At 69.6% G+C, this 12189-nt stretch carries 12 protein-coding genes and 1 pseudogene; 6 read left to right on the top strand and 7 right to left on the bottom strand.

What is annotated here, in order from left to right; translation table 11 throughout:
- The first annotated feature begins 206 nt into the window (after nt 1-206).
- A complete protein-coding gene (locus AB0M45_RS21175; RefSeq protein ID WP_364331585.1) occupies nt 207-734 on the top strand; it encodes a MarR family winged helix-turn-helix transcriptional regulator in 528 nt (175 codons plus the stop codon).
- Nucleotides 735-740: 6 nt separating this feature from the next.
- On the opposite strand, the gene AB0M45_RS21170 is transcribed toward AB0M45_RS21175, so the two are convergent.
- Nucleotides 741-1235: a phosphoribosyltransferase gene (locus AB0M45_RS21170; RefSeq protein ID WP_364331582.1), complete on the bottom strand. Its 495-nt coding sequence runs from the start codon at nt 1233-1235 to the stop codon at nt 741-743.
- 95 nt (nt 1236-1330) lie between these two features.
- On the opposite strand from AB0M45_RS21170, the gene AB0M45_RS21165 reads away from it, so the two are divergent.
- From AB0M45_RS21165 to AB0M45_RS21150, 4 genes are all read left to right on the top strand, one after another.
- Nucleotides 1331-1498: a hypothetical protein gene (locus tag AB0M45_RS21165; protein ID WP_364331579.1), complete on the top strand. Its 168-nt coding sequence runs from the start codon at nt 1331-1333 to the stop codon at nt 1496-1498.
- A 19-nt stretch (nt 1499-1517) separates the two neighbouring features.
- The gene (locus AB0M45_RS21160) at nt 1518-1814 is read left to right on the top strand and encodes a GNAT family N-acetyltransferase (RefSeq protein WP_364331576.1); all 297 of its coding nucleotides are present in this window, start codon (nt 1518-1520) and stop codon (nt 1812-1814) included.
- 158 nt (nt 1815-1972) lie between these two features.
- The gene (locus AB0M45_RS21155) at nt 1973-2557 is read left to right on the top strand and encodes an NAD(P)H-binding protein (protein WP_364331573.1); all 585 of its coding nucleotides are present in this window, start codon (nt 1973-1975) and stop codon (nt 2555-2557) included.
- A 20-nt stretch (nt 2558-2577) separates the two neighbouring features.
- Nucleotides 2578-2811 carry a hypothetical protein gene (locus tag AB0M45_RS21150; RefSeq protein ID WP_364331570.1) on the top strand — a complete coding sequence of 78 codons (234 nt, stop codon included), beginning with the start codon at nt 2578-2580 and terminating at the stop codon, nt 2809-2811.
- 7 nt (nt 2812-2818) lie between these two features.
- Here AB0M45_RS21150 and AB0M45_RS21145 read toward each other — a convergent pair whose 3' ends face one another.
- The 6 genes and pseudogenes from AB0M45_RS21145 to AB0M45_RS21120 form a co-directional block, all read right to left on the bottom strand.
- The gene (locus tag AB0M45_RS21145) at nt 2819-3982 is read right to left on the bottom strand and encodes a MarP family serine protease (RefSeq protein ID WP_364331567.1); all 1164 of its coding nucleotides are present in this window, start codon (nt 3980-3982) and stop codon (nt 2819-2821) included.
- 126 nt (nt 3983-4108) lie between these two features.
- Nucleotides 4109-4423, bottom strand: a pseudogene (locus AB0M45_RS21140) (HEAT repeat domain-containing protein); the annotation flags it as partial.
- A gap of 114 nt (nt 4424-4537) precedes the next feature.
- Nucleotides 4538-5542: a pyridoxal-phosphate dependent enzyme gene (locus AB0M45_RS21135; RefSeq protein ID WP_364331564.1), complete on the bottom strand. Its 1005-nt coding sequence runs from the start codon at nt 5540-5542 to the stop codon at nt 4538-4540.
- Complete coding sequence (locus AB0M45_RS21130; RefSeq protein ID WP_364331561.1) at nt 5539-6150, bottom strand: QsdR family transcriptional regulator; 612 nt, start codon at nt 6148-6150, stop codon at nt 5539-5541. The genes AB0M45_RS21135 and AB0M45_RS21130 overlap by 4 nt, the downstream gene beginning before the upstream one ends.
- A 46-nt stretch (nt 6151-6196) precedes the next feature.
- Entirely contained in the window at nt 6197-7993 is a 1797-nt protein-coding gene (locus AB0M45_RS21125) for an acyl-CoA dehydrogenase (protein ID WP_364331856.1), read from the bottom strand.
- Between the two features lie 58 nt (nt 7994-8051).
- A complete protein-coding gene (locus AB0M45_RS21120; protein ID WP_364331558.1) occupies nt 8052-10874 on the bottom strand; it encodes an AAA family ATPase in 2823 nt (940 codons plus the stop codon).
- 139 nt (nt 10875-11013) lie between these two features.
- Between AB0M45_RS21120 and AB0M45_RS21115 the strand changes: the two genes are divergently transcribed.
- Nucleotides 11014-12171, top strand: coding sequence for an epoxide hydrolase family protein (locus AB0M45_RS21115; RefSeq protein WP_364331555.1), 1158 nt, complete (start codon nt 11014-11016; stop codon nt 12169-12171).
- Nucleotides 12172-12189 lie beyond the last annotated feature (18 nt).

Genomic DNA, 12189 nt, shown 5'->3' with positions numbered 1-12189 from the left:
ATCAGGACCGTGCCGATAACGTCCTGGGATGAAATGTCGAGCGCCGGACCGCAGTTTGATTGCGTCGGCATCCGTTTGCTGCGCCACAAGGCCCGGCCGCATCGCGCCCACCCGGGCGCCAGCGGACGCCCGGGTACAGGGCCGCTCGTGCAAGACGCGCTGACAACACGTTTCGGGAGGCGATTTCGTTCCAGTAAGGTGTCCTGATGTCCGATGCAGCGCATCCTTCTTCAGCGGTGCGTGTCGACCCGGCCGGGGCTCCCGTCACCGCACGAGACGCGGACCACGACCTGCTCGCGCTCGCCAACCAGTTGTGTTTCGCTCTCTACTCGACCTCGCGGGCGATGACCGCCGCCTATCGTCCTTTCCTGGATTCGATGGACGTCACGTATCCGCAGTACATCGCCCTGCTCGCGCTGTGGGAGAGACCGGGCATGACCATGAAGGAGCTCGGAGAACAGTTGCGGTTGGACTACGGGACCGTCTCGCCGCTCATTCAGCGCTTGCAGGCGCGCGGTCTGGTCGAGAGCGTGCGCTGCGCGCATGACCGGCGATCGGTCGAGTTGCGGTCCACCGAGGCCGGACTCGCGCTGCGGCGGCGAGCCAGGGAGATGGTCGAATCGGTGTTGGAAGCCGTCGGGTATCCCCTCGCGTCCGTTGTCGCCCTGCGCGATCAGGTCACTGCGCTCGGCGAGCGTTTGGACGCGGTGGCGTGCGAACAGCACCGGCGCTGAGGCGGGTTACGCGTCGAGCACCCGCGCCCGGCGTCGCACCACCGGCGGCTCGGTGGACCAGGGGAAGTTGATCCAGCGGTCGGTGCGTCGCCAGACGTACTCGCTGTCGACCTCCGACCACGGCTTCTGGTAGATCACCGCGCAGCGCACCTCGGCGACCTGGCCGGAGCAGAAGTCGCGGACCAGCTTCAGGGTGGCGCCGGTGTCGGCGACGTCGTCGGCGACCAGCACGGTGGCGCCGGCCAGGTCCACGGCCTGCGGGACCGGCGGCAGCATCACCGGCATGTCCAGCCGCTGGTCGACGCCGGTGTAGAATTCCACGTTCATCACGTGCAGATTCTTCACATCCAGCGCGTAGCCGAGCGCGCCCGCGACGAACAGCCCGCCGCGGGCGATCGAGAGGATCAGGTCGGGCTCGAAGCCGTCCTCCGCGATGGCCGCGGCGAGTTCCCGGCTCGCCGCACCGAACATCTCCCAGGTCAGCACTTCCCGATCCGCCACCGGCTCTCCTCTCCTGGACGCGACGCAGTGAGCATAGAGCGGACGTGGCCGCTAAATCTCTCGTCTGCGGAGGACCCCGGTGACAGGATCAGCTTGTGCCCGGCCACGTGACGCTCGAATCCCTCGACGAAAAGCTGCTTGCAGAGCTGCTGCACGCCGCCGTTGCGGAGGCCGATCCGGGCGAGGTGATGCCGGTGGAAGGACCGGGCGCGGGCTGGAAATGCCCAGCGGGAAACGGCGTTCCGAGCGTTCCATCGCGGTAGGGCACTGGCGGATCCGCCGATGGAATCGACCTACTGCATTGTCGCGGACGGTGCGGTGGTCGGGGCCGCCCGGTTGTGCCCGGTTGAAACGGGTGTCGCTGAGGCCGGGGTGTGGGTCGGCCGTTCCCATCGTGGCAGTGGCATCGGAACCGCGGTGTTGACGCAGTTGATCGAGCGGGCAACCGCCAAGGGCTACACGGCACTGTTCGTGCGCACAACGACGGCGAACACGGCGGTGCTGCGCATGCTGACCAGCCGCGGGATCGAATACTCGGTGAACGGCGACGAGGTCACCGCCTGGGTGGGCTGCCGCTGATTCTGCGGCGCGTGTGCTTCGCCCGCTCGGAGGTGTGCTCGGCCGTGAACGACGCCGTTGCGGCTCGCGCCCGACCTGGCTGCCCGCGCGGTGATCGAGCGACTTCATCGACAAGGGTGCAGCGAACATGCCGCGACGACGTCCGGCAAAATAGCACCGTGCGCATCTTTCTGGCCGGTGCCACCGGCGTGATCGGCGTCCGCTTGCTTCCGCTGCTGATCGAGGCGGGGCATGAGGTCGCGGGGATGACCCGGTCGGAGGCGAAGGCAGAGCAGGTGCGGGCTGCGGGGGCCGAGCCGGTGGTGTGCGATGTCTATGACCTGGAGGCGCTGACCGCGGCGGTGGTCGCGTTCGGGTCGGAGATGGTGATGCACCAACTCACCGATCTGCCGGACGACGCGGCACTGCTTCCAGAACGGGCCGAGGCGAACGCGCGCATTCGCACCGAAGGCACGCGCAACTTGATCGCCGCGGCGCGGGCCGCCGGAGCGAAACGTTTTCTCGCGCAGAGTATTGCTTGGGAGCCGCCCTCCGGGCGGGGCGCGGTGATCCGCGAGCACGAAGCGGCGGTGCTGGATATCGACGGCGTGGTGGTGAAGTACGGCCAGTTCTACGGTCCGGGCACCTATTACGAGACCGAGCTGCCCACGCACCCGCGCGTGCACGTCGACGCCGCCGCCGAACGGACCATCCCGCTGCTGGACGCCTCCAGCGGCGTCGTGATCGTCGCGGACGCGTCGTAAGCGAGCCCAGCGAGCGAAGCGTGCCCCGACGGAGCTGCGCGGACGAGGTGCAGTTGTGCGGGAGCGTCGGTGAGCGAACAAAAGCACACAGTGTCCGGGCACCCGCGGCGGAGCAGAGCGCCGGCGAGCTGACGATCGGCGACATCGACAAGGACGGTCTCGCGGTCACCGCCGCCGAGATCGGCGCGTCGCATCATGCGGCGATCGACGTGACCGACCCGCTGTCGTTCGAGACCTTCCTCGCCGAGATGTAGTCGGGCGCTATGTGGCGCACGGGCCGGTGTCGACGGGCTGGTCGGAGATCCAACTGTAATCGAGTCGATCGAGAACTTCCGGCAGACTCGTGGCGAACCCGACGCTGTCGTTGTTTTCGTCCACGCCGAAGACGATGCCCAGCACCCGGCCGTTGCGGTCGACGAGTGGCCCGCCTGAATTGCCGTGCTGGATCGAGCCGTCCAGAGTGTAGATCTCACGTTCGCCGAGACCGGTGTGGTAGATGTCGCGCACCTGGCGTGCGGCGCGGCTGCGCACGCGGGTCGCTACCGCGGTGTACGACCCGCCTCTCGGGTAGCCGAGCGCGATCGCGTCGGCACCCGTTCCTGCGGGCTGGGGCGCGACGGTGAGGGCGGGCGCGGTGAGACCGGGGACGGCGAGCACCGCGACGTCCATGCTCGGATCGAACTGCACGACGCTCGCGGTCAGCGGCCCGTCCGCGGCGTCGACGGAGACCTTGGTGGACCCCGCCACGACGTGGGCGTTGGTCAGCACCCGCTCCGGCGCGATCACGAATCCGGATCCGGATTGGCGAACTCCGCAGATCGGCGACAGATCCTGGATGCGAAGCACGCTGGGCCGCAACTCGGCGGGCATGGGTCCCTCGGCGATGCCCGGATCGGGCGGCGCCAGCGGTCGGGCCAGCCCGGCGTCCGCGATCGGCGCGGTGACTACCTCGGACAGCCCGGACAACCAGAATGGCGCGACGTCGCCGACGGTCCGCACGGTGGTGGAATTGCGTACCAGGGCCGCCGATTCCAGCGGCGCGGCGAACAACCACACCACCAGCGGAACAGCCAGCGCATGGACGAGGCATCCGCAGACGGCGTCCGCATGGCGCGCGGCGGAGGTGGACACGGCCGTGCGCGCGGTACGCCCCGCCCGGTGCCCGGCGATCGCGCCGAACGCGACCAATCCGGTGATCACCATCAGCACGAGCAGCAGCCGCACGGCGCCGGGGGCGAGATTCGCGAGCGCCGTGGCCGACAGCGTCGCCCCGAGAATCGCACCGGCCAGCGCGCCCGCCAATCCGAGCAGCGCCACGATCGCGCCGCGGCGCCAGCCGAGCGCCGCGGCGCCGACGAGTCCGACGAGCACGGCGAGATCCAGCCAGTTCGGCAAGGTCAACGCCACACTCCCGTCGCTGATCATCGAGAACGCCGGCGATTTCCTCGCCGACGGCCGGCGTCGCCGCCCCGGTTATGACTCAGCTAGCGGATCGGCAACGGTCGAGCCGCTAATCTAATCAGCGATTCGAGCTGCGGCAACCAGCTTCCCCTAGGCGGTGGGCTGGGGGGCCAGCGCCCGCCGGGCATACGCGCGGACATCGGCGTCGGTGTCGTCGATCGCGCCGCGCAGCGCGTCGTGCGCGGCAGGCAGGTCCGGCCACCCCGCCAGCGACAGGACCGCCGCTTTGCGCACGTCCAGATGCGGATCGCCCAGTGCCGCAGCCAGGATCGGGACCGCGAGGCCAGGGTCGGCGGCGGCGAGTCCGCGCGCCGCGTCCACCCGGATCTGCCAGGCCGAATGGCGCAGCGCGGCCGCCAGCGCGCGGACGTCGTCGGACGCGGCGCCGAGTTGGGCGAACGCGGTGCTCACAGGTTCTGGAGTCGGGCGCGGTTCACGGCGACACTTCCCGCTAGAACTCGATCACCTCGGGGGTACCGGGCAGCGACGCAGGCACCTGGTGCGGTTTCGCTCGGCCATTCAGCGAGCCGCTGGGCGCGGTCCGTAGGTGTTGAGGAATAGCACAGGGCCCGCGCCGAGGGCATCCGTGGTGTCCAAGTGGAGCAGCGCGGCCAATGCCTTGGCGGTGTAGACGGTCTCCAATCGCAGCCCAGCCGCGGCGGCCCGCTGCTGGGCCTCGCGGGCGGCGGGCGTCGTGTGGCCGTAGCCGGGACCGAGCCAGTCGGTGGTCATCGTGACGTCCTCGGGCCGCAGTCCAGCCGGGGTGAAGCGGGCTCCGCGCGAACGAAGCAGGTTTTCGGTGCGCTCGGCGAGGCGGACGATGTGCGCGGCGTCGAGGGGGAGCGTGTCGTTCACGACGACCCCGACAACGCGCGTACGCAATCCGGCCAGTCGCAGCCCGAGCGCGAGACCGGCCGCGGTGCCGCCGGATCCGACAGCGGTGACGACGTGGGTGGGTTCGGGGAGTTCGCCCGCGTCGATCTGCGCAGCGAGTTCATCCGCCGCCTCGACGTAACCCAGGGCGCCGATCGGCGACGACCCGCCTGCGGGCAGGAAATACGGGCGCGTGCCGCCACGCAGGTGGCGCAGATACAGCCACGGCGCGGCGAGTATCGTCCGCAGCTTGCTGTGCGTGAAATGCAATGTGGCGCCGGAGGTTTCCAGTCGCCGCAGCTGTGCGCGAACATGATCGTCGACGGGCTGATCGACCAGGGCGAGAGCGGTATCGATGCCGTTGGCGCGGCCGTACAAGGCCGTGGCGAGACCCCAGTTGGTGCCGGTGCCGCCGACGGTCAGGATGGTGCGCGCGCCGCGGCGCCGCGCCTCGGGCAGCAGCCATTCCAGCTTGCGCACTTTGTTGCCGCCCCAGCCGCCGTCGCCGTATCCGCTCTCGTCTTTACACCACAGCTCGGCCGTGGTGCCGAGGTCGTACCGGCGCACCGGGGTCGGAGCGGTGCCGAGCCGGATGAACGGCAAAGTGCCGGTCACCTCGGGGAAGCGCTGGTGTAGCAGCGCCCCGGTCATGGCGTGATCGCCTCCGGGATGCCCAGCAGCGCCGCCTGTACCTCGTGCAGGCGGTCGATGTCGCCGCGGATGCCCGCGACGTTGTCGTTGTACAGGAACGCCTCGCCGAGCCGGACCAGCGCGTAGGCGAGCAGGGCGGGCTCGAGCGGCGGGCGGTACCCGTCCTCCTGCGCCGCGCGCAGGATCAGTTCCCGGACGGTATGGACGATCAGCGGCTGCACCGGTCCGTCGCCCGCGGTGAGGATGCGCAGCCCGGACAGCGGCTCGTTCTCGAAGTAGCGGCGGAACGGTTCGTTGTCGGTCATCCAGCGGTTGACCCGGTAGAGCACATCCAGGATGCGCCGGGCGCCGGTGGATCGCCGGCGTGCGTCGGCACGGCTGAGCAGGGCCTCGAACTCCCCGGCCAGCACCGCGCCGAGCACGCCGTCGCGGGAGCCGAACCAGCGGTAGATCGAGGCGCGGCTGAGCCCGAGTTGCCCGGCGATCGCCTGGATGTCCACGCGGTCACCGGCCAGGAACGCCTTGCGGGCGTGTTCGATGACCTGTTCCCTGGTCGCGGAGGCCGGGCGGCCGGGAGGGCGGGTGGTCCGCTGACTGGAATCGATCACCGAGGAATGATACATCCTCTAGGAGGTGTATCGAAACAGGTCGCGCTCAGAACCAGGCGTCCTGCATCTGCAGCGTAGTTCGGTCCAGGCGGGCGAGCAGATCCAGTGCCGGGGCGGTCTTGGGTAGTTCGAAATGATAGAAGAACCGCGCCGCGTGCCGCTTGCCATTGTAGAAGTCGCCGGAACGTTCTCCGGTGGCGAGGAACTGCTCGAGCCAGATCCACGCCAGCACGATGTGCCCGAACGCCTCCAGGTACACCGAGCTGTTGGCCAGCGCGCCTTCGATGTCGCCGGAGGCGAACAGTCCGGCGGTCACCTCTACCAGCCGGCGCCACGCCGCATCCAGCTGGGCGGCGAGCTCGGCCGCCTCGCCACCCGCCGTGCGCGCGGTGGCGATGGTCGCCTCGACCCGCCCGCCCAGGGTCAGCAGGCTGGCGCCACCCTGCTGGGTCACCTTGCGGCCCAGTAGGTCCAGGCCCTGGATGCCGTGCGTGCCCTCGTGGATCGGGTTGAGCCGGTTGTCCCGGTAATGCTGCTCGACGTTGTACTCGCGGGTGTAGCCGTAGCCGCCGAGCACCTGGATGGCGAGGCTGTTGGCCTCCAGACACCACTGCGAGGGCCAGCTCTTGGCGATCGGGGTCAGGATGTCCAGTAGCAGGTTGGCCGTGCGGCGCTCCTCCTCGGACTCGGCGGTCTTCTGGTCGTCCACGAGCCGGGCGCAGTACAGCACCAACGCCAGTCCGCCTTCGACATAAGCCTTCTGCGCCAGGAGCATTCGCTTCACGTCGGCGTGCTCGATGATCGGGCGCTGTGGCGCGGCCGGGTCGGCGGGCAGTTTGGCCCGGCCCTGGGTGCGGGTGCGGGCGTAGTCGAGCGACTCGAGGTAGCCGGTGTAGCCGAGCGCGGCGGCGACCAGGCCGACGCCGATCCGCGCCTCGTTCATCATGTGGAACATGTAGTTGAGCCCGCGATGCGGTTCGCCGACCAGGTAGCCGATGGCGCCGGGCGCGCCGCCGGGCGTCCAGCGTCCCTCACCGAAGTTCAGCACGGTGTTGACCGTGCCGCGGAAGCCCATCTTGTGGTTGAGCCCGGCCAGTGCGACATCGTTGCGTTCGCCGATCGCGCCGTCGTCGCCGACCAGGAAGCGCGGCACCACGAACAGCGAGATCCCCTTGGTGCCCGCCGGTCCGCCGGGGATCTTCGCCAGCACCAGGTGCACGATGTTCTCGCCGAGTTCGTGATCGCCGCCGGAGATCCACATCTTCGTGCCGAACAGCCGGTACGTGCCGTCGTCCCGGGGTTCGGCGCGGGTGACGATGTCGGCCAGGGATGAACCGGCCTGCGGCTCCGACAGGCACATGGTGCCGAAGAACCGGCCCGCGAGCATCGGGCGGACAAACTTCTTCACCAGCTCCCGATCGGCATGGGCGACCAGCAGATTCGCGTTGGCCACGGTGAGGAACGGATAGCCCGCGGTGCCCGGGTTGGCCGCCTGGAACCACGCGTAACTGGCCTGCGCGACGGTGGCGGGCAGTTGCTCGCCGCCGAGTTCGTAATCCATCGCCGCCGAGGGCAACCCGGACTTGGCGAAGGCTTCCAGCGCTTGGAGGACCTCGGGGATGATGGTGACACGTTCGCCGTCGAAGGTCGGTTCGTTGGCGTCGCTGAGCTTGTTGTGTGGCGCGAAGTACTTGGTGGCCAGCTGTTCGCTGAGCTCGAGCACGGCGTCGAAGGTCTCCCGCGAGTGCTCGGCATACCGCCCGCGTTTGGTCAGCCCCTCCGCGTCGAGCCACTCGTAGAGCAGGAAATCGAGATCGCGCCGGGACAGCAAGGTCGACCGCATCAGCCCGTCCTTTCGAGACATGTTCGAGCCAGTGTATCTAAGGACCGTAGCCGGTGGGTCATCCGCCGGCAACGAGCAGCCCGCGGTCCCGCGCTATCGCGGCCGCTTCGGTGCGGGTGGCCGCGCCGAGCTTGGTGAGGATGCGCGAGACGTGGACGCCGGCGGTATTGGCGCTGATGAACAGTTCGGCCGCGATCTGACGATTGCTCGCGCCCGTGGCCACCAGCCGTAGCGCGTCGAGTTCCCGTGGCGTCAGGCCCGCCGTGCTCGGCCGCTGCGCCACGGGCGCCCGGTCGGTGGGTTCATCGAGAAGGATCCCGGCGCGGTCGGCCAGTTGCTCGGCTCGCTCGCGCAGCGGCGGCGCCTGCAATTCGCCCGCCAGCTCCAGGACCGTGCGCAACGCGGTGCGCGCCGCCGAGCGATCGCCCGTGGCAAGCTCGGCTTCGCCGGATTCGAGCAGGCTGCGCGCCAGCTCGTAGGGCTGGCGCAGGGCTCGCCAGGAAGACACCGCCGCCGTCCAATCGGCGGGACGGCCACTGCGCACGGCGCGGCATGTGTTCCGGTGGGCGGCGTCGACTGCTGTGGTCACCGGCAGCCTTTCTGTGACGGCGTCGAGAACCATTGTCGCGCAGCGGGTTCGCGCTACCGTGGCGGCCAGTGCCCACGCTTCGTGATGATGTGCGGCGAGGTCGTCGGCGGCCAGGGTCGCGGCGCCGATCTCGGCGGCACGCTGCGGGTGGCCCGCCGCGTGCGCGATCTCGGATTGCACGGCGTGCAGCTGGATCTGGTACTTCCTGGCCCATCGGCGATCGCCGAGCAGCGGCTGCGCGGTTTTCGTGCTGGTCGCCGCGGCGTCCGCGGCGCCGCGCGCCAGCATGATCTCGGCGTGACACAGCAGCAGCGCGGCGGTGCTCAGCGGCGGCAGCCGCTCGGTCAGCGATTCGTCGATGAGGTCGAGCGCCTCGTTCCAGCGGCCCAGCGCTGTGAGCGCCTGTGCCCATTTGACCAGCAGAATCGGCCCGGCTTCGACGAAACGGTAGGTCGCGTGCGCGGCACGCAGCCCCTGCTGGATCGCGGCGATGGCCGCCTCGTTCGCCCCCGACGCGACCAGCAGGGCCGACTCCCACAGCACCACCGTCAGCAGCGTGCCCGGATCGCGCGCGGCCGTCGCGGCGGCATGGGCGCGTTCGAAATGCGCCATGGCCTCGGGACGGTCCGCGGTGGCCAGCCCAAGATACGCGTAGGCACGCGCGGCCGGTGCCCGGTTGCCCAACTGTTCGGCCACATCGACCGCTGCGCGCGCATCGCTTTCGGCGGCGGCCGAGTCACCGCTGAATACGCGCGCGGCGGCGAGTTCGGCGAGCACTTCGCCGCGCAGCACCGTCGGCCGGTCCGCGGGAAGCAACGCCAGCGCCGCGAGCAGGTCGTCTTCGCCGCCGCTGCTGCTCTGATTGCGCAATCCGGCTCGATAGTGGTGCAGCCGGGCGGCACGCTCCGGTTCGGCCGTCGCATCGATGGCGGCGAGCGCCTCGTCAGCGGCCGCGATGCCCCGCTCGATGACGCCACCGCGATGGCATGCCGCCACGATCGCTTCCAGCACGCCGAGGCGATCGGCGTCCACCCGGCTCGCGGCGTCCGGTGTCCGGTCCCAGAGTTCGAGCACCCGATCCAGGTGACGCACCTGATCACCATGTGCGCCGGCGTTTTCCGCGTCCGCCGCGGCATGCCACGCGGCTTCGAGCGCCAGCGGTAGGTCACCAGCCGCGTACGCGTGATAGGCCAGCTCGCTGGACCGGCCTGCGTCGCGCTCGCTGGCCAGGACCTGGGAAAGCTTGGCGTGCAGGTGTTTTCGCCGGGCCGGCAGCAGATCATGGTAGACGGCGTCGCGGATGAGAGTGTGCCGGAACTCGTAGCCGGTGTCGGTGGCGACCAGCAGTTGCTGGTACACCAGCTGGTGCAGGGCGTCGGCGAGCGCGTCCTCGGCGAGGTCGGTGGCGCCCTCCAGCAGCGTGTGGCGGATCGGTGACCCGGCCACCGCCGCGAGCCGCAGCACCGAACCGGTGTGGCCGGGCAGGTCGGAGAGGTACCCGAGCAACAGCTCCGACAGGTCGGCGGGTGTGTCCTCGGGTGCGGGGCCGAGTGCCTCGACGTACAGCGGAATTCCCTTGCTGCGCTCGAAGACTCGTGCGATTGTCCCGGGTTCCGGCTCCCGGCCCAGCAGGGCGGCCAGCTGTCTGCCCACCTCGTGCTTGGTCAGCGGTGCCGGAGTCAGCAGTCGGACGCCGGGGTCGCGGCGCCACCCGGCGACCAGTCTGCGCAGTGGTTCGGAATCGGCGGGCCGATAGGTGCCGACCAGCAGCAGATCCCGCTGAGCGAGGTTGGCCATCAGGAAGGCGAGCAGCTCGAGGCTGGCGTCATCGGCCCAGTGCAGGTCCTCCAGGATCACCACCACGGGCCTGACCGAAGCCAGCTGTTCCAGCACGGTGAGGATCTCACCGAACAACCGGATCGGATCCGTGCCGGTCTCCGCCGCACCCGACCGCGCGGCCAACTCGGGCAGCCACCGCGCCAGCGCGGGCTGGGCCACGGGAAGCAGGGCGGCCAGCCCGTCCACCCCCTGGTCCCGCAACAGCGCTCGCATGACCGCGACGAACGGCGCGAATGGCACGCCCTTGGCGCCGAACTCCGGACAGCGTCCACGCAACACCACCGTCTGCGCGCCCACCCGCGTCGTGAACTCCGCGACCAGCCGCGACTTGCCGATGCCCGCCTCACCCGCGACCAGCACGGTACGCACCGCCGGGTCCCGGTAGGCGTCCTGCAATGCCGCGACTTCGGCGGCCCGCCCGACAAAGGCACCGCACACGGGAAGGCTCACCACGGGCGCGATCATGCCCGGCGCGCGCGGTCGCTGCCAAGTGCCGCGGGTAAAGAACCGCGGCGGGTAAAGAGACATTCGGCGGCAAGATAACGAATTCTCGTGATCCGGCGACCCCCTCGTTACCCGAAGTATTACTGCCATGACGAACACCGAAATCCGCCCCTTCCGCATCGACATCCCACAGGCCGACCTGGACGACCTCCGCCTGCGCCTGGCCCGCACCCGCTGGATCGACGACCTGCCCGGCATCGGCTGGGAACGCGGTGTGCCGACCGCGTACCTGAAGGAATTGGCCGGGTACTGGGCCGAGAAGTTCGACTGGCGGGTCGTCGAGGCGGAGCTGAATACCCACCCGCAGTTCACCACCACCATCGCGGGCCAGAACGTGCACTTCCTGCACGTCCGCTCGGCCCAGGAGGACGCCACCCCGTTGCTGCTGCTGCACGGCTGGCCCAGTTCGGTAGTCGACTTCCTCGACGTGATCGGCCCGCTCACCGACCCGGCCGCCCACGGAGCCCCCGATGCCCCGGCCTTCCACCTGGTCATCCCGTCCCTGCCGGGACACGGCTTCTCCGGCCCGATCACCGAGACCGGGTGGAACGACGGCCGGATCGCGGCGGCGCTCGCCGAGCTGATGGCGCGCCTCGGTTACGACCACTACGGCGTGCAAGGCGGCGACCACGGTGCGTTCATCGCCCCGGCGCTCGGACGGATCGACACCGAGCACGTGGTCGGCGTGCACGTCAACGCGCTGGTCACCTTCCCTACCGGCGACCCCGCCGATATGGCCGCACTGACCGACGCGGAGAAGGCACGGCTGGGCGCGATGAAGAAGTTCCAAGACGACGGCTCGGCCTACATGAACCTGAAAGGCTCGCGCCCGAACACCGTCGCGCAATTGCTCGCCGACTCCCCGGCAGGCCAGCTCGGCTGGATCGCGGAGAAGTACCAGGAGTGGACCGACTTCTCGCACGAACTGCCCGAACAGGCAGTGGACAAGGACCGCCTGCTGACCACGGTGAGCATCTACTGGTTCACCGACACCGCCCGCAGCGTCGCGAACTTCTACTACGAGCGCTTCCACGACGCGAGCATGTTCGCGCCGAAGCCGAAGGGCACGGTGCCCACCGGTGTCGCGGTGTTCAAGGACGGCGACTACGCCATCCGCCGCTTCGCCGAGCGCGCGCACAACATCACGCACTGGTCGGAGTTCTACTCCGGCGGGCATTTTCCGGCGCTGGAGGTGCCGGAGCTGCTGGTAGGCGACATCCGGGAGTTCTTCCGTACAGTCGGCTGATCCCAGCGGAAACCCAAG

The organism is Nocardia sp. NPDC051787, assembly GCF_040681325.1.
Lineage (GTDB): Bacteria > Actinomycetota > Actinomycetes > Mycobacteriales > Mycobacteriaceae > Nocardia.
This window is presented reverse-complemented; position numbering and strand designations above follow the sequence as displayed.

Bases quoted from the DNA above. Each gene is read 5' to 3' on its own strand.
- AB0M45_RS21175 (WP_364331585.1), top strand. From the start codon at position 207: ATGTCCGATGCAGCGCATCCTTCTTCAGCGGTGCGTGTCGACCCGGCC.
- AB0M45_RS21160 (WP_364331576.1), top strand. From the start codon at position 1,518: ATGGAATCGACCTACTGCATTGTCGCGGACGGTGCGGTGGTCGGGGCC.
- AB0M45_RS21145 (WP_364331567.1), bottom strand. From the start codon at position 3,982: ATGATCAGCGACGGGAGTGTGGCGTTGACCTTGCCGAACTGGCTGGAT.
- AB0M45_RS21135 (WP_364331564.1), bottom strand. From the start codon at position 5,542: ATGACCGGGGCGCTGCTACACCAGCGCTTCCCCGAGGTGACCGGCACT.
- AB0M45_RS21125 (WP_364331856.1), bottom strand. From the start codon at position 7,993: ATGCGGTCGACCTTGCTGTCCCGGCGCGATCTCGATTTCCTGCTCTAC.
- AB0M45_RS21115 (WP_364331555.1), top strand. From the start codon at position 11,014: ATGACGAACACCGAAATCCGCCCCTTCCGCATCGACATCCCACAGGCC.